A 15,389-nucleotide genomic window follows, 5' to 3' on the forward strand; every position below is an offset into this window, starting at 1 on the left:
ATGGCGTCGCCTTGATACCACCGCCTCCATTCGCCCTGCCCGAATGGAGGCGATTGCATAATTGAACCGGAGAGCATAATGACCTGGCTACGTAGCAGTAAAGCACTAGGCCTTGCGGCCGTTGCAACGCTTACTTTAGGGTCAACCCTCGCGGGTGCCCAAGAGTACCCGCTAGAAATCGAACACGCCCTTGGCACCACCATCCTTCAGGAAAAACCCGAACGGATCGCCACCGTGGCATGGGCGAACCATGAGGTGCCGCTGGCGTTAGGCGTTGTACCGGTCGGCTTTGCTGCCGCCAACTTTGGCGATACCAACGGCAACGGTTTGCTGCCTTGGGTGGAAGCCCGGCTTGAAGAACTTGAAGTAGCGCCCCCCGCCCTGTTCGATGAAGGTGATGGCATTGATTTTGAGGCCGTTGCGGCCAGTCAACCTGATGTAATCCTTGCGGCCTATTCAGGGCTTAGCCAAGCGGACTACACCACCTTGAGCCAAATTGCCCCCGTCATCGGTTACTCCGAAGGCCCGTGGGCGACAGACTGGCGCGATATGATTCTTCTCAATAGCGCTGGCATGGGCATGGCCGACGAAGGCCAGGCACTGATTGAACGCCTTGAACGCCAAATTGCTGAAACTGCCCAGGCGCATGCCGAACTAGAAGGCAAAACAGCCATGTTCGTGACGCACCTCGACCCCACCAACCTGGGGCGCATCTCTTTCTACACCGATAACGATGCGCGAGTGCGATTCTTCCATGACTTGGGGCTGGTCTCGCCAGCGATCGTTCAAGCCAACTCGGCACCGGGCACGTTTTCAGGCGAAATCAGCGCTGAGCTAATCGACCAACTGGCAGACGTGGATATTCTGGTCACCTACGGCGGACAAGCGCTGATTGAACAGCTCGAAGCCCATCCGTTGACCTCTCGGCTGCCCGTCGTTGAAAACGGCGCCATTGTGCTGCTCGACAATAGTCCGCTGGGTACTGCGGCCAATCCGACACCCATGTCGATTTCATGGTTATTAGACGATTATGCTGACCTGCTCTCAGAAGCCGCACGCCACGCAGAGTAACGTTGTTGCTGCGCCAGCCGCTAGCGTTACCCGGCAACGTAATAAGCGAGGCACGCGCCTTGCTGGAGGCCTACTGCTGCTGGCGCTGCTTGCGTTGGCGCTAACGCTTTCTGTGGCGTTTGGCGCTCGCACGGTGGGTTGGCCAGAGGTAATGGCGGCGCTAAGCGGGCAGGTAGAAAACATTGGTGATGCCGCCGTGGCGAGCCGCTTGCCGCGTACTCTACTGGCAGTGCTGGCAGGCGCCGCGCTCGCCGTATCAGGAGGCGTTATGCAAGGGCTTACCCGTAATCCGCTTGCCGACCCCGGCCTGTTAGGCGTTAACGCCGGGGCGGCGCTGGCCATTGTCATAGGAATCGCGTGGTTTGGGATGGATGAAACCACGACCTACATCTGGACAGCTATTCTGGGTGCCGGGCTTGCCGCTGTGGCGGTTTACGCTATTGCCAGCCTGACCCGCGGGGGCGCTACACCGCTCAGGTTGGCGTTGGCCGGGGCCGCTACGACGGCGGCGCTAAGCTCGTTGGCGACGGCCGTTATACTGCCACGCGGCGATATTGCGGGGCTGGCGCAGTCGTGGCTGGTGGGCGGTATTGGCGGCGCGACGTACGACCAGATCATGCCCGTGCTGCCTTTTCTGCTCGCAGGTTTTGTGATCACGTTACTCGCCGCACGCAAGCTCAACCTGCTGGCACTGGGCGACGATGCCGCTGCGGGCCTGGGCGAAAAAGTCGCCATCGCCAGAGCCATGTCGGCGTTGGGCGCAGTACTGCTATGCGGCCCGGTTACGGCTATCTGTGGCCCCATCGGCTTTGTCGGGCTGGTGGTGCCGCATGCCTGCCGCCTGTTAGTCGGTGGTGACTACCGCTGGCTATTGCCGTTTTCCGCCTTGGGTGGCGCCGTGCTGTTAACGTTTTCAGATGTGGTGGGCCGGCTGGTAGCGCATCCTGCAGAGCTTGATGCGAGCATCGTTACCGCCTTTATCGGTGCTCCCGTGTTTATCTGGATTGTACGCAACCGCAAAGTAGGCGCGCTATGAACCCGCCCTCTTATAACGCCACGCCTTCATCCCCCTCTCAACGCCATGGGCACCGTTCTTACGGGCAGATGCGGCGGGCACACGCCAAGCGCCGGGGGCGGATACTTGCGGTATTGGCCGCCTGTTTACTGGCAGGCGTAGTGTTGACCTTGATGCTGGGACAATCCTTTACGCCACTCACCACGGTGCTGCGCATTCTGGGTGGCGCTGAGGTACCCGGGGCCAGTTTTACCGTGCGAGAATTACGCTTACCAAGGGCCGTGGTTGCGGTGCTGGCAGGCGCCTGTTTTGGACTGGGCGGTGTCGCTTTTCAAACCCTATTGCGTAACCCGCTGGCAAGCCCCGACATTATCGGTATTAGTACCGGCGCGAGCACCGGCGCGGTGTTTGCCATTGTAGTGCTATCACTCAGCGGCACGGCGGTTTCAATCATTGCGATTGCGGCTGGGCTAGGCGTGGCGCTGTTAATCTACGGGCTCTCCTGGCAGCAAGGCGTAACTGGCACTCGATTAATTCTCATCGGCATTGGCCTGGCCGCGATGCTACAAAGCGTCACGGCGTATCTTCTAATGCGTGCGCCCAGTTGGTCACTGCAGGAAGCACTGCGCTGGATGGCGGGTAGCCTTAACGGTATGCAGCTTGACCAAGCACTGCCGCTGTTTATCGCCCTGCTACTGTTTGGCGGGCTGTTGTTAAGCCGCCACCGTGACCTGGAAACCCTGCGCATGGGTGACGATATCGCGGTGGGGCTGGGTGTTCGTTTAGCCCTCACGCGAATTACTGTGGTAGTTACCGCCGTGGCACTTGTCGCCTTTGCCACTGCGGTGACCGGCCCGATTGCGTTTGTGGCGTTTCTTTCCGGCCCCATTGCGGCACGTTTGGTGGGGCGCAACGGCTCGCTGCTGATTCCTTCTGCACTGGTAGGCGCGCTGCTGGTGCTTCTGGCAGACTACGCGGGCCAGTTTTTACTACCTGCCCGCTATCCGGTCGGCATTGTGACCGGCGTATTAGGCGCCCCCTATCTCGTTTACCTGATTACTCGCGACAATAAAAGCAGAGGCACCCTATGAGCGCTTCGTCGCTTCTCGCCCAACACCTGACCGCAGGTTACGGCGAACGGACCATTCTTAATGACGTGAGCCTAACCGTTCAAGCGGGGCAAACAACCGCTATTGTGGGCGCTAACGCCTGTGGAAAATCGACGCTGTTGCGCGTGCTTTCGCGTCTCATGACACCGGAGCAAGGCAACGTGTTGCTGGATGGTAACGCCATTCATAAGCTCCCCGCCCGCCGCCTGGCGCAACAGCTGGGGTTTCTGCCTCAGTCGCCTATCGCGCCGGAAGGCATCACTGTGCTGGAGCTGGTGAGCCGCGGCCGCCACCCGCATCAAGGGCTTTTCCAACGCTGGAGCGCTACCGATGAAGCCGCCGTGGCCGATGCTTTAAGCGCGACTCACATGGCTAACCTGGCCGACAGCGCCGTAGAAGAACTCTCCGGCGGGCAGCGCCAGCGGGCGTGGATCGCCATGGCCCTTGCTCAGCAAACTGATGTGTTACTGCTGGATGAGCCCACGACCTTTCTGGATATCAACCACCAGATCGAAGTGCTCGACCTGCTCACCGACTTAAACCAAACGCGCGGCACCACCATTGTGATGGTGCTTCACGAGCTGAACCTGGCCGCCCGTTACGCCGACAAGCTAGTCGCCATGGCGAACGGCAACATCTACGCCGTTGGCCCATCGGAAGACGTATTTACCGAACAGATGGTACGCGACGTATTTGGCCTGGAAAGCCGCGTTATCGACGACCCGGTCACGGGAAAACCCATGATGATACCGCTGGGGCGGCATGGGGCATGCAAGCGTAAGCACGCACCCACTGCCGAGGGAGAGACACAGGCCGGTTAAATGGGGGAAAGAGGCTGCTCAATGGCACGCCCAACCTGTAGCACTTTGGCGTCATCAAATGCCTTGCCCATAATCTGGACGCCTACGGGCAGCCCTTGATGATCTTTACCAAATGGCACCGTCAGCGCAGGTAGTCCGGTCACATTGGCGGGTGCGCATAAGCGCACATACGCTTCGGAGACACTCTCTTGGCTGCCGTCTTCCCAATCAAACGTCTCCTGCTCCAAGCGTGCTGCTGTCTGGGGCACGGTGGGTGTCAGTAGAACGTCGATGTCTGAAAACAGGGAACCCCAGCGCTTAGCGATGAGGCCTCGGGCACGCTGCGCCTTCAGGTAATCGCCTGCTGGCAGCAGTTGTCCGGCTTCGAGCAAGGTGCGTACATCATCACCGTATAGCGATGCTGATTGGCATATGTCCTTGGCGTGTACGGTTGCTGCCTCGGCCACCATCAAGCCCCACTGAGTCGGAATAAGGTAGTCAGCCAGCGGAATATCCACCTCCACCAGCACGGCGCCCTGTTGTTCCAGATGCGCTGCCGCACGCCTAACAGCCGCGGCGACTGGCTCCGCAACGTGGTCAAAATAGTAGTTGCGTGGGATACCAACACGCAGCCCATGCACACTCGACTGTGCGTTGGTATCAAAAGCGGCAGGAGGAGTACGGCTAGCGGGGTCGCGCGCATCAAAGCCCATCACTGCCTGCAATAACAGGCCAACATCCTCTACCGTGCGTGCCATAGGGCCCGCATGATCGAGCGACCAGGCCAGGGGCATAGTGCCGTGGCGAGAGACCAAGCCATACGTAGGCTTGAACCCGACCAGCCCGCAAAGTGCTGCGGGCACCCGAATCGAGCCACCGGTATCGGTCCCCATGGCTGCCCAGGCGCCGCCGTAAGCAACCGCTGCGGCAGAGCCCCCACTGGAGCCCCCCGACGTGCGCTGTGGATCAAGCGGATTGCGCGTTTGAGGTGTGGTCAGGCCGAAAGCGAACTCATGCAAATGGGTCTTGCCCAAGAGTATGGCGCCGCCACGCAGCAAGGCATCCGTTACCGCGCTGTTGGCCTCGGCCAGGTGTCCGTCCCGAATACGGGAGCTGGCAGTGGTGGGTTGGCCAGCAACATCGAACAGGTCTTTCAGCGCGATAGGAATGCCATGCAGCGGCCCACGGTAACGGCCATGTTGAATGTCTCGCTCGGCCTCAAGTGCCTGCTGACGGGCGGCTTCTTCCCATACAGATACAAAAGCGTTGATCTCTGGCTCTCGCGCACCAATACGCGCCAAGGCCGCATCCAACAATTCTACTGGCGACAGTTCGCGTGCCGCGATGGCGGCACTGGCTTGGGCCAGTGTCAGGTTCAATGGATTTAGCATGGTTGGTTCCCCTGGCTAGCATCAAAGGCAAATGAAGGAGTGCATGATTCATCGATAGGTAATTCGTCAAGCCGGGCAATGACCGTGTGTATGTGATGCAGTACACCCGCAATCAGTGGCGCACGTTCAGAGTTCAGGGGCAGCCCCAGGCTGGTAGCCAGAGCCTGGATTTCCTCGGCAGACATAGGAGAGACATTTTGAGCAGTCATGCTTGATTTCCTTTCTTCATTGAAGTGCGCGCTTGCATAAGCAGCAGGATAATGGCGAGCAAGGCCAGTGCTGTGATCACCGCACCATAGATATTGACTGCGGCCAGCAAACCGGCCTTCTGCGCCAGGAAGCCGACAGCCATCGTGGGCACGCTATGGGCCAGATAACTTTCGATATAGAACACGCCCATCAGCGCGGCACGTTCATGGGGCTCAGCCAACGGCAGGACACTGCGTACAGCCCCGAGGAAGCTCGCGCCAAACCCAAACCCCGCAATGACCGACCCGGCCAACAGCAAGACAGCGTTTCCCTGGTTAGCCCCGACCAAAATGACAACCAGCCCTGCGACCAAGGCAAGTTCGCCAGACAAGAGGGTTGTAAAAGAGCTCAGCTTGCGAGCCGCCAGAACCGCTGTGGCGCCGGTGAGCGTTAGCGCTGCGACGACAAGACCACCCAGCCATGGCGTGCTCACATGCGTAACGTCAACGATCAGCGATGGCATAAGCGATAGATAAAAACCACCTAGCATCCACACAGCCACGTTTGCAGGAGTGACAGATAACAGCGTTTTTCGCGCTTGCAGCGGCACGGTAATGCGTGGTTTCAGGCTTGCCCATGCACCCGGGCGATATGTCACCGTCTCTGGTGCCAGCCAAATCAAGCCCAGCATCACCAGAAAAATAGCCAGCAGCAACACGTACACCATGTGCAGCGGATCAGGCGCCAACACGACCAACGAGGTACTGCCTAGCGCGCCAGCTGCCATACCAAGCAGCGGTGAGATGCTGTTAATCACAGCCCCCCTCTCCCGACTAACATCGAGTATCGCCGCGCCAACTGCCGCAGTGGCCATACCCGTGGCAAAGCCTTGCAGAGCGCGCGCACCAACCAGCCAACCCGGCCCGGCCGCACCCAAAAAAACCACCATAGCGATGATCTGTAGCGACAACGCCATGGCAATAACCGGACGTCGACCAATATGATCGGACAGCCTCCCCGTCACCAGCAGTGCCAAAAGCAAAGCCAGCGCGTAAGTGGCAAAAACCACCGTCAGCAGTGTTGCGCTAAAGCTCCACTGCCGCTGATAAAGTTGGTACAGCGGGGTAGGCGCACTCGATGCTGCTAAAAAGGCAATCATTATCGCTGTGTGCAGGAAAACGGTACGGGCGGGAGACAAACTCCAGCTAGAGGAACGGCGGACAGTATCAGAAACGTTGATGGACATGACCTCTCCCAAAAGGCAAAATATTAGCTTTAAAGAGCATAAACTCAATAAATCGCTAACGCAAATATTTTGCTTTAGTGATTTATTGCACCGTACCGACGAAACCGTGCCGACGAATAGGTACTGAAGGGACACATGACCAACAAACCCACTCCTCGTCCAGGGGGCCGCAGCGCTCGTATTCAGGCTGCCGTTCATCAAGCCGTTCGAGATCTGCAACAAGAACAAGGCCGGGCCGGGCTTACGGTACCCGCCATCGCCACACGCGCTGACGTCACCCCCTCGACGATCTACCGTCGCTGGGGTGACCTTACCCAGTTACTGGCCGACGTTGCCGTCGAGCAACTACAGCCAGAGCAGCCGCCAGCCGATACGGGAAGTGTGCGTAGCGACTTGTTAGCCTGGCTTGTTGAGTACTTTGAGGAGATGTCATCAGCCCCAGGGAGGGCGATGCTCCGCGATGTTCTAGGCACAGAAGGCCATACCAGCGCGGGTAAATGTGATGGCTTCTTGCGTCAGCAGATCGAAGTAATCAACGAACGCGGCCTTGCCAGAGGAGAGCAGCCGATGGATATAGGGCGGGTCACTCAAATAGTGGTAGCGCCTCTGATGTACCGCATCCTGTTTGCCAACGAAACACCGACTACGCAGGCCATAGAAGCACTTTTCGAACAATTAGTAAGCTCAGCAGATGCTTAATAAAAAAGCCCCGTGTTCTGGATAACACGGGGCTTTTGGCAAGGGGCGCTGTTGGGCTTATTACGCCTCGACCGCGGCACGCCCTTTGATCATTGAGCGGGCAAGCAGCAGATACGCGACCGAGCCACAGGCGGCCATGGCCAACACCACCGCTTCAAGCGTATGCGGCAGCATGGCAGACAGGGCACTCAAAATCCCGGCGATACCGAACTGGGCGGCGCCCAAAAGCGCGGCGGCGGTACCACTGCTAGTGGGGAAAAACTCCAAAAAGCAGGCCTGTATATTGGGCGAGATCGCCCCTACTGTGCCGATGGTCAGCATCATGGCGAACAGGAAAGCGTACATTGGCCACTCCATAAAGGCAGCCATCACTAACAATACAATGCCGACCGCTTGGCAGCCCGTTGCCAACTGCAGAATACGCAGCGACGATATTCTGGAAAGCAGTACACGGTTGCAAATATTGAAGAAAAGCATCGCGACGATGTTAGCCGCAAACAGCATCGAAAAGCTTGAGGGCGACTGGCCAAAATGCCCCTGATAGATAAAGGAAGCGTAGGTAATGAACATCATCAGGGTGGAGAAGGAGGCGGCCTGCCAAGCGATAAACGGTAAAGCTGGTTTCGTCGACAGCACCAGCTTGTAACGCGCCAGCAGGCTCATTTTGGGGCTTTTCGATCGCGACACTTTACCCTTCCCGGAAAAAAGCACCCGCACCAGTAACGGCACCAGCAGCACCGCGTAAATCGCCAAGGCAAAGAAAATATTGTGCCAGGAACCCACCGCCAAAATCGCACTGCCAACGCTCGGGGCGATACCCGGCGCCAGCACCATGATAAAACCCATCATCGAGAACAGCTTCGCGGCATCACGGCCCGCCACCCGGTCGCGCACCAGTGCCGGTACCGACACCAGCGTTAACCCCGCGCCAATGGCTTGAACGGCCCGCCCGCTAAGCAGAGTGTTCAAGGATTCCGCCATGCCGATGACAATGCTTGCGAGCGCAAAAATTGCCAGCCCGCTCATCAATACACGCTGGCGACCGAAGCGGTCCGAAAGCGCCCCGCCAATGAGCTGCCCCACAGCCATCGCGAACACATACACCGAAACGCTTAACGATACGGCCTGCTGAGATATCCCCAGCGACTCGCCAATGACCGGAAAGGCCGGCAAGTACGTATCCATGGAAAACGGACCCAGCATCATGGTCAATGCCAGGCTCAGTACCACAATGAAGGGCGTTTTAGATTGGGTCATAGAAGCTCGCGGTAAGATGGCTTAATGATAGCAGCATTCGTAATATGATACCGATTGACGCCATCATCAGCCAACATTCGCCTGGAAGTGGCTACCAAGCCACCACGTTGGGCCATCCAACAGTCCGCGTGTGCTACTCGCTCCTTTTCATCTCTTTAACCACAGCATCCAAGTGGCTTGAGTTGATCTCGGCGGGCGAGTTGGCGCCGATCAACGTCATGGTGACACGCATATCGGCGGCGATTAGATCCAACAGATGGGAAACGCCCTGCTCGCCCCGTGCGGCCAAGGCGTAAACGTAAGCACGGCCCAGTAGAACGCCCTGGGCGCCTAGCGCCAGCATACGCACCACATCAAGCCCAGAGCGCACGCCGGAATCCGCCAGTACCGTCAGTTCATCGCCCACGGCCTCGGCAATATGCGGTAGCGCTTGGGCGGTAGAAATAGCCCCATCTAATTGGCGCCCACCGTGGTTGGACACCACGATACCGTCGGCCCCCATGCGTACCGCATCTCGCGCATCCTCTTTATCCAACAACCCTTTGATGATCAGCTTGCCCTTCCAGCTCTCACGAATCCACTCAAGCTCGCTCCAGCTAATGGAGGGGTCAAAGTTTTTCGCCAGAAAGCCCATGTAGTCGTCCATGTTCATTTCGCGCCCGGTGTAGGCCTCGATGTTACCGAACGACAGTGGCTTGCCTTTAAGCCCTACATCAAACGCCCACTGCGGGTGGGTGATTGCCTGAGCGTACTGGCGCAGCTTGGCATTGGGGCCTGACATACCCGAGCGACGGTCACGGTAGCGCGACCCCGGCAGCGGCATATCCACGGTAAACACCAGCGTTTTCATGCCTGCTTCCCAGGCGCGCTCCAGGGCGTTTTTCATAAAGCCGCGATCTTTCAGCACGTAAAGCTGCGACCACTGCTCGCCGTAGGCATTTTTCGCCACTTCCTCGATCGAGCAAACCGAAACGGTGGAGAGTGTATAAGGAATCCCCGCCTTTTCTGCCGCGCGCGCAGCCTGCACTTCGCCGCGCCGAGCATACATGCCCGTGGCGCCCACCGGTGCCAGCGCAACCGGCATTTTCCACTGGCTGCCTAAAATTTCAGTTTCAAGCGACGGCGTACCGCCCCCCTGCAGCACGCGCTGACGTAAAGGAATAGCCTGCAACGCCTCCACATTGCTGCGCAGCGTGCTTTCCGTGACCGAGCCGCCATCAAGGTAATCAAACAAAAAACGAGGAACACGCCGCTTGGCGGCTTGCCGGTAATCAGAAGGGCTTGAAATGATCATGAATTCGCCTTAACTCGACACGGGAAACGGAGAAGTGACCGTATGTTAGAAACCTTGGTGCTAACTCCAACTAGCGTAACATGTTACGCCGCCTCTATAGCCATTCGCTGCGCTGAACTTTAGTCTATTAGCAGTTTGGTTTATGCCCCAGCTCACGCTCATTCATTAGCGCGACAACCCAATCAATGAACACACGCAGCTTAGCGCTTACATGCCGATTGGGCGGAAATGCGATGAACATCGGCATAGGGTCCAGGTGCCACTCTTCGAATAAGGGCACTAACTCACCGCGTGCAACGTGTTCCCGGACCATGTAATCAGGCAACAAAATCGTGCCCAGCCCCGCCAAACCTGCCGCAAGCGCTGCACTGCCATCATCGACCGTAATCCTATGGTGCCCTTGAACGCTAACGCTCTCTGTTTCGTGGTGAAGGGTATAGAGGGAAGCCAAACCAGCACGCCACTTGAAGCCGACGATGTAATGAGGCGGGGCAGATAACGCTGACGGATGCGAAGGCGCCCCCGCTTTTTGCAGATAACTGGGCGCGGCGTAAATGCCAACACTCAGTTCCCCTACCCGGCGCGCCACCAACGATAAATCGGTAAGTTCTCCGCCACGCACTACGCAATCCACGTTTTCATCAATTAAATCCACCATGCGATCGCTAACCCCCATATCAAGCTGAATATCAGGATACTGTGCGTAGAAGTCCGGTAGTGCCGGTATCAAAATCATTCGCGCAAACGGGCTGGGCACATCAACTCTAAGCCGTCCGCGAGGCGACACCACCGCATTGGAGAGGCTGGTTTCAGCATCATCCATATCGGCTAACAATTTTATAACGCGCTCGTAGTAGGCCGCGCCGTCTGCCGTCGCGTTAACCTTGCGTGTGGTGCGGTTAAGCAGCTTTACCCGCAGCCGTGCCTCTAACTGCTGCACTAACTGGGTCACGCTGGTTTTACTGATATGCAGCGTTTCAGCGGCCTTGGTAAAGCTGCCTGTCTCCACGACCCGAGCAAATGCCTGCATCGCATTAAAACGGTCCATTACAACGACACCGCCCTGTGATTGTTTGGAAAATGCAAACAGTGTTAATCAGAATTCTCTGTTTATCCAGCCTGACAGCAGACCTAGAGTAAATCACCCAACGGCCTAGCTGATATTTGAACAACGGATGGAGAAAGAGATATGGCAACGCGTAATGCAGTTTATCCTCAACGCAGGCAGGCGCTTTACGAGAAGAATGGCTATTCTGCGGCCATCCGCTCGGGCGACTTGCTATTTGTATCGGGCCAGGTGGGCAGCCGTGAAGATGGTTCGCCCGAGCCGGATTTTGCCGCACAGGTCCAGCTCGCCTTCGACAACTTGCAAAGCGTGCTGGAAGCTACGGGCGCAAGCTTTGACGATATCGTCGATGTCACAACCTTTCATACGGACCCTGAAGCCCAATTCGCTACCGTGCTGGAAGCCAAGACCCGCGCGTTCCCAGACAAGCCTTACCCCAATTGGACGGCGGTTGGCGTGAATTGGCTGGCAGGCTTCGATTTTGAAATCAAAGTAATTGCGAGACTCTCCAACTAACCAGGAAGATTCACTGCTTTTGAAAAAGCGATGGTAGAAACCGACATTGCAGAAACGCCTAAAACGAACAATGCTTGAACAGTGTGTGTAGCGATGGAGTTTTGCAATGGCGGACTTCAAGCAACGCGAGTGGGTGAAATTGAAATGGGCTGATCACTGGGCCGAAGGCCAGGTGATCCACAAAGATAGCGAGAAGCCCCACCCTGTGTATCTGATCAAACAAGAGAACGGCAGCACAGTTTTGAAAACAGAGCTTTGAAAACAGAATCTTGAAACTTCATACCGAGCTCAAAAAAGCATAGGCAAGGAGGCCACGGTGAGCATCCCACAGCCCGAAACACTCACTTTTGATAGCGATGAAACGAGCGGCTATCCCAACTCCCCACTACCCGTACTGATATACCGCAAGGTTCTCGACCTCAGTAGCGCAGAAGCGCGGGCCGATACCTTTGAAAACATGTTCAAACAGCACGGCTGGCCGCCCGCATGGCGTTACTATTTATATGATTTTGACCACTTTCACTCCACCGCCCACGAGGCGCTAGGCATTTTTCAGGGCCAAGCCAGAGCGCGGCTGGGCGGCCCCAATGGCCAAGAAGTGATGCTTTACGCGGGTGATGTGCTGGTACTGCCCGCAGGAGTGGGTCATGCCTGCGTAGAGGCGGACGACGATTTTTGCATGGTCGGCGCCTACCCGCCGGGGCAAAACCCGGAGAACGAGCGCGGCGACCCGGCCGAGCTTTCGGCAGCACAAGCGCGGGTGGCTTCCGTAACCGTGCCGGAGACTGCCCCGGTGGGCGGGCCACTCCAACCACAGTGGAAACCATCATCATAGAAACGGCGAGACCTAGCTAGACGACTGGTCTAATCAGGCGTAAGCTAGTCGCTATGAACATGATACCCGTCACCGGCGATGTCCGGCAGCGCATTCTTAACACCGGCCAGGTCATCATCGGTGGCAAGGGGTTCTCGGCGGTAGGTCTTAACGAGATTCTCAAAGCCGCCGAGGTGCCTAAAGGCTCCTTTTATCACTACTTCAGCTCCAAAGAAGCGTTTGGCGAAGCACTGCTGGAAGACTACTTCAGTGGTTATCTCGCGCAAATTGAAGAACGCCTTACCCAGCCGGGCGCTTCTCACGCTGAGCGTTTTCTCAGCTACTGGGCGCACTGGCGGGATACCCAACACCATTGCGACCCCAGCGGAAAATGCCTGGCGGTGAAGCTTGCCGCCGAAGTCAGCGATCTTTCCGAGCGCATGCGCCGCGTGCTGCAACATGGCACTGAGCGCATTATTACCAGGTTAGCCCAGTCAATCGAAGCCGCCACTGCCGATGGCTCGCTGCCTCAATCCGTTAGCGCTCAAGGTAGTGCCCTGGAACTAGCCACCACCCTTTACCAGCTATGGCTGGGCGCCAGCCTGCGCGCCAAAATCACCCGCGACCGGGTGCCGCTGGATGCCGCCTTTAAAGCCACCTACGCTTTGTTAAACCTCGACCCCAGCCGCCCTCTCAGCCTGCAAAGGACTCAATCATGAAAATTCTCGTAGTGGTTACCTCACACGACAAGCTTGGCGATACCGGCAATAAAACCGGCTTCTGGCTCGAAGAGCTGGCCGCGCCTTACTATGCGTTTAAAGACGCAGGTGCCGAGCTAACCCTGGCCTCCCCCGCTGGTGGCCAGCCGCCGCTCGACCCCAACAGCAACGTGCCGGATGCTCAAACCGACGCCACCAAGCGCTTCGAGGCCGACAGCGAGGCAATGCAAGTGTTGGCAAACACGCACAAGTTGGCCGACGTTGACCTGACTGAATTCGATGCCGTGTTCTACCCAGGCGGCCACGGCCCGCTATGGGACTTGGCCGAAGACGCCACCTCCATCCGCCTGATCGAAGGCGCGATGGCCGCCAACAAGCCGGTCGCCACGGTATGCCACGCCCCCGGTGTGCTGCGTCATGTGAAAGGCACCGACGGCAAGCCGCTGGTCGCGGGCCGTAAAGTGACCGGTTTCAGCAACAGCGAAGAAGACGCCGTTGGTCTGACAAACGTGGTACCGTTTTTGGTCGAAGATATGCTCAAAGAGAGCGGCGGTGAGTACAGTAAAGGCGATGACTGGAGTTCTTGCGTGCTCGTCGACGGCCTGCTGATTACCGGCCAAAACCCCGGCTCATCCGAAGCCACCGCTCAAGCGCTGTTAAAGAAGCTTTCCTGATAATTACCCAAGGAGAATGGAATGCCGGCTTATGTTGTACTGACGCGTGAACGCACTCACGACGCGAAAGAAATAGAGCAATACGCCACCAAGGCCAAAGCCGCCCGCGAAGGCCACGACCCGAAGCCACTCGCCTTCTACGGTGACTTTGAAGTAATGGAAGGCAGCGACATGGAAGGCGCGGTAATTCTGCGCTTCCCCGACATGGCCGCCGCCCGCGCCTGGTACCAAAGCGACGCCTACCAAGAAGCTCGCCAGCATCGTTTCCAGGGTGCCGACTACCGCGTGTTTATTGTGGATGGGGTTGAAGAGACGTAAGCCTTTTTGCAATTACGCATAGACGCACAAAGGGCCGTTCGTGGTTACGAACGGCCCTTTTATCTTTTTAAAGACCAGCATATCTGTGCCTAATGGCTGAATAGCAATATCACTCTTGGCTTATTCACCAATGAACTGCTCTAACGGCCAATAGCGGAGTTTTTCCTTTGAGGTGGTGCGACTAAGAGCGCCAGCGCCACTGTTACCATCGGCCTTTAATCACGAAGTAAAGCAGATGCGCTGTCCGAGTCACCACATTGGGATAAAACAGTTCATCGCCACAGCCTGACTCAATTCAATGCATAAAAACCATCACCACCAGCACCATTGTCAGCAATAACAGGTACACCTTGGCATGAATACGGTCAGGGATGCGCCCGATCCAGACTGACGCCAAGCGGATACCGAGCCATGAGCCCACCGCAAGTACCAGCAAGGCACGCAGATCCACATAACCGGCATACCAGTTTCCTAGCGCTGAGTGATTTGCCGACAGCAACACATATGTCGCGGTGCCACTCACTGCCATGGGCAACGACAACGGATTGGCCATGGCCGTGGCCGCCGTCATGCTCGCGCCTCTACGACGCATAAGCGGAACGGTCATTACACTGCCACCCACGCCCAGCAAAGCGGCCACCGCACCAATCAATGTCCCCACCATCGCCGTTACCCTACGCCCCATAGGGCGCACATCACTCCCTGACTGACGCAGAAAACCGGGCCGCAGAATAGCATCCGCAATCGTAATACCCAGATAGCCGATAAACGCCCAGCGTACCCACTCCCCGCTCAACGACACGGCAACCGCCGCGCCCAACACAGCGCCCATGGCGATATAACCAACCAGCGGACGCACTAGATGCCACTGCACGGTCTGTCGCCGATGATGACGCCATGTTGCCATTGAAGCCGCGAAGATCATCAGCGCCGTCGAGGTAGCCACCGCGATATGCATGGCTGCCATACCCGCCGCGCTATCTGGCCCATGGACGGCAATCAGCAAGGTATACAGCAAAGGAACCACTACAAACCCACCACCGAAGCCGAACAACACGGTGGTGACGCCCGCCAAACCGCCACAAAGAAGTAATACGCTATACACCGCCACTCTCCTGATGAAATTCAACAGCAGGGAGGATATGCCGGCTAGAACTGGCTGACCTTCGATTTTTGGACAATAATCATCGCATTTCGGCCAGAATAACGAT

The 15,389-nt window shown here is 57.4% G+C and carries 18 protein-coding genes; 11 read left to right on the plus strand and 7 right to left on the minus strand.

All coding sequences use genetic code 11. The features are described from left to right. The first annotated feature begins 78 nt into the window (after positions 1–78). From ACT3TJ_RS14440 to ACT3TJ_RS14455, 4 genes are read left to right on the plus strand one after another with little or no spacing between them, the layout of a single operon-like run. The gene (locus tag ACT3TJ_RS14440; protein WP_444665912.1) at positions 79–1,071 is read left to right on the plus strand and encodes an iron-siderophore ABC transporter substrate-binding protein; all 993 of its coding nucleotides are present in this window, start codon (positions 79–81) and stop codon (positions 1,069–1,071) included. Then, entirely contained in the window at positions 1,031–2,107 is a 1,077-nt protein-coding gene (locus ACT3TJ_RS14445; RefSeq protein WP_193055392.1) for a FecCD family ABC transporter permease, read from the plus strand. The genes ACT3TJ_RS14440 and ACT3TJ_RS14445 overlap by 41 nt, the downstream gene beginning before the upstream one ends. Next, positions 2,104–3,177: a FecCD family ABC transporter permease gene (locus ACT3TJ_RS14450; RefSeq protein ID WP_193055391.1), complete on the plus strand. Its 1,074-nt coding sequence runs from the start codon at positions 2,104–2,106 to the stop codon at positions 3,175–3,177. The genes ACT3TJ_RS14445 and ACT3TJ_RS14450 overlap by 4 nt, the downstream gene beginning before the upstream one ends. Then, positions 3,174–4,016 carry an ABC transporter ATP-binding protein gene (locus tag ACT3TJ_RS14455; protein ID WP_193055390.1) on the plus strand — a complete coding sequence of 281 codons (843 nt, stop codon included), beginning with the start codon at positions 3,174–3,176 and terminating at the stop codon, positions 4,014–4,016. Before ACT3TJ_RS14450 ends, ACT3TJ_RS14455 begins: the two co-directional genes overlap by 4 nt. Here the strand turns inward: ACT3TJ_RS14455 and ACT3TJ_RS14460 are convergent. The 3 genes from ACT3TJ_RS14460 to ACT3TJ_RS14470 are packed head-to-tail and all read right to left on the minus strand — an operon-like array spanning position 4,013 to position 6,821. Then, a complete protein-coding gene (locus tag ACT3TJ_RS14460) occupies positions 4,013–5,386 on the minus strand; it encodes an amidase (RefSeq protein WP_444622397.1) in 1,374 nt (457 codons plus the stop codon). The two genes, ACT3TJ_RS14455 and ACT3TJ_RS14460, sit on opposite strands and share 4 nt — an antisense overlap. Beyond that, complete coding sequence (locus ACT3TJ_RS14465; RefSeq protein WP_193055388.1) at positions 5,380–5,595, minus strand: hypothetical protein; 216 nt, start codon at positions 5,593–5,595, stop codon at positions 5,380–5,382. Before ACT3TJ_RS14465 ends, ACT3TJ_RS14460 begins: the two co-directional genes overlap by 7 nt. Continuing rightward, positions 5,592–6,821, minus strand: coding sequence for an MFS transporter (locus tag ACT3TJ_RS14470; RefSeq protein WP_226912039.1), 1,230 nt, complete (start codon positions 6,819–6,821; stop codon positions 5,592–5,594). Before ACT3TJ_RS14470 ends, ACT3TJ_RS14465 begins: the two co-directional genes overlap by 4 nt. A 135-nt stretch (positions 6,822–6,956) precedes the next feature. On the opposite strand from ACT3TJ_RS14470, the gene ACT3TJ_RS14475 reads away from it, so the two are divergent. Further along, positions 6,957–7,520: a TetR/AcrR family transcriptional regulator gene (locus ACT3TJ_RS14475; protein WP_193055387.1), complete on the plus strand. Its 564-nt coding sequence runs from the start codon at positions 6,957–6,959 to the stop codon at positions 7,518–7,520. 60 nt (positions 7,521–7,580) lie between these two features. On the opposite strand, the gene ACT3TJ_RS14480 is transcribed toward ACT3TJ_RS14475, so the two are convergent. The 3 genes from ACT3TJ_RS14480 to ACT3TJ_RS14490 form a co-directional block, all read right to left on the minus strand. Further along, a complete protein-coding gene (locus ACT3TJ_RS14480; protein WP_193055386.1) occupies positions 7,581–8,777 on the minus strand; it encodes a Bcr/CflA family efflux MFS transporter in 1,197 nt (398 codons plus the stop codon). 133 nt (positions 8,778–8,910) lie between these two features. Then, complete coding sequence (lldD, locus tag ACT3TJ_RS14485; protein WP_193055385.1) at positions 8,911–10,071, minus strand: FMN-dependent L-lactate dehydrogenase LldD; 1,161 nt, start codon at positions 10,069–10,071, stop codon at positions 8,911–8,913. A 127-nt stretch (positions 10,072–10,198) separates the two neighbouring features. Further along, complete coding sequence (locus tag ACT3TJ_RS14490) at positions 10,199–11,119, minus strand: LysR family transcriptional regulator (protein WP_444622398.1); 921 nt, start codon at positions 11,117–11,119, stop codon at positions 10,199–10,201. A gap of 141 nt (positions 11,120–11,260) precedes the next feature. On the opposite strand from ACT3TJ_RS14490, the gene ACT3TJ_RS14495 reads away from it, so the two are divergent. The 6 genes from ACT3TJ_RS14495 to ACT3TJ_RS14520 all read left to right on the plus strand — a co-directional run bounded on the left by ACT3TJ_RS14495 (position 11,261) and on the right by ACT3TJ_RS14520 (position 14,178). After that, positions 11,261–11,653, plus strand: coding sequence for a RidA family protein (locus ACT3TJ_RS14495; protein ID WP_444622399.1), 393 nt, complete (start codon positions 11,261–11,263; stop codon positions 11,651–11,653). A 106-nt stretch (positions 11,654–11,759) separates the two neighbouring features. Further along, a complete protein-coding gene (locus ACT3TJ_RS14500; RefSeq protein WP_444622400.1) occupies positions 11,760–11,912 on the plus strand; it encodes a DUF2945 domain-containing protein in 153 nt (50 codons plus the stop codon). Positions 11,913–11,969: 57 nt separating this feature from the next. Continuing rightward, the gene (locus ACT3TJ_RS14505) at positions 11,970–12,488 is read left to right on the plus strand and encodes a cupin domain-containing protein (RefSeq protein ID WP_444622401.1); all 519 of its coding nucleotides are present in this window, start codon (positions 11,970–11,972) and stop codon (positions 12,486–12,488) included. A gap of 53 nt (positions 12,489–12,541) precedes the next feature. After that, positions 12,542–13,186 (plus strand): TetR family transcriptional regulator C-terminal domain-containing protein, encoded by a 645-nt coding sequence (locus ACT3TJ_RS14510; protein WP_444622402.1) that lies wholly within the window; start codon positions 12,542–12,544, stop codon positions 13,184–13,186. Then, positions 13,183–13,860: a type 1 glutamine amidotransferase domain-containing protein gene (locus tag ACT3TJ_RS14515; RefSeq protein WP_444622403.1), complete on the plus strand. Its 678-nt coding sequence runs from the start codon at positions 13,183–13,185 to the stop codon at positions 13,858–13,860. Before ACT3TJ_RS14510 ends, ACT3TJ_RS14515 begins: the two co-directional genes overlap by 4 nt. A gap of 21 nt (positions 13,861–13,881) precedes the next feature. After that, positions 13,882–14,178, plus strand: coding sequence for a DUF1330 domain-containing protein (locus ACT3TJ_RS14520; protein WP_444622404.1), 297 nt, complete (start codon positions 13,882–13,884; stop codon positions 14,176–14,178). A gap of 295 nt (positions 14,179–14,473) precedes the next feature. Here ACT3TJ_RS14520 and ACT3TJ_RS14525 read toward each other — a convergent pair whose 3' ends face one another. Further along, positions 14,474–15,283 (minus strand): sulfite exporter TauE/SafE family protein, encoded by an 810-nt coding sequence (locus ACT3TJ_RS14525; RefSeq protein WP_444622405.1) that lies wholly within the window; start codon positions 15,281–15,283, stop codon positions 14,474–14,476. Positions 15,284–15,389 lie beyond the last annotated feature (106 nt).

It is taken from the genome of Halomonas sp. AOP30-A1-24 (assembly GCF_052378165.1).
In the GTDB taxonomy this organism is placed as follows: Bacteria; Pseudomonadota; Gammaproteobacteria; order Pseudomonadales; family Halomonadaceae; genus Vreelandella; species Vreelandella citrativorans.

Coding starts and splice junctions, on each gene's coding strand:
- ACT3TJ_RS14440 (WP_444665912.1), top strand. CDS start 79: ATGACCTGGCTACGTAGCAGTAAAGCACTAGGCCTTGCGGCCGTTGCA.
- ACT3TJ_RS14445 (WP_193055392.1), top strand. CDS start 1,031: ATGCTGACCTGCTCTCAGAAGCCGCACGCCACGCAGAGTAACGTTGTT.
- ACT3TJ_RS14450 (WP_193055391.1), top strand. CDS start 2,104: ATGAACCCGCCCTCTTATAACGCCACGCCTTCATCCCCCTCTCAACGC.
- ACT3TJ_RS14455 (WP_193055390.1), top strand. CDS start 3,174: ATGAGCGCTTCGTCGCTTCTCGCCCAACACCTGACCGCAGGTTACGGC.
- ACT3TJ_RS14460 (WP_444622397.1), bottom strand. CDS start 5,386: ATGCTAAATCCATTGAACCTGACACTGGCCCAAGCCAGTGCCGCCATC.
- ACT3TJ_RS14465 (WP_193055388.1), bottom strand. CDS start 5,595: ATGACTGCTCAAAATGTCTCTCCTATGTCTGCCGAGGAAATCCAGGCT.
- ACT3TJ_RS14470 (WP_226912039.1), bottom strand. CDS start 6,821: ATGTCCATCAACGTTTCTGATACTGTCCGCCGTTCCTCTAGCTGGAGT.
- ACT3TJ_RS14475 (WP_193055387.1), top strand. CDS start 6,957: ATGACCAACAAACCCACTCCTCGTCCAGGGGGCCGCAGCGCTCGTATT.
- ACT3TJ_RS14480 (WP_193055386.1), bottom strand. CDS start 8,777: ATGACCCAATCTAAAACGCCCTTCATTGTGGTACTGAGCCTGGCATTG.
- lldD (WP_193055385.1), bottom strand. CDS start 10,071: ATGATCATTTCAAGCCCTTCTGATTACCGGCAAGCCGCCAAGCGGCGT.
- ACT3TJ_RS14490 (WP_444622398.1), bottom strand. CDS start 11,119: ATGGACCGTTTTAATGCGATGCAGGCATTTGCTCGGGTCGTGGAGACA.
- ACT3TJ_RS14495 (WP_444622399.1), top strand. CDS start 11,261: ATGGCAACGCGTAATGCAGTTTATCCTCAACGCAGGCAGGCGCTTTAC.
- ACT3TJ_RS14500 (WP_444622400.1), top strand. CDS start 11,760: ATGGCGGACTTCAAGCAACGCGAGTGGGTGAAATTGAAATGGGCTGAT.
- ACT3TJ_RS14510 (WP_444622402.1), top strand. CDS start 12,542: ATGAACATGATACCCGTCACCGGCGATGTCCGGCAGCGCATTCTTAAC.
- ACT3TJ_RS14515 (WP_444622403.1), top strand. CDS start 13,183: ATGAAAATTCTCGTAGTGGTTACCTCACACGACAAGCTTGGCGATACC.
- ACT3TJ_RS14520 (WP_444622404.1), top strand. CDS start 13,882: ATGCCGGCTTATGTTGTACTGACGCGTGAACGCACTCACGACGCGAAA.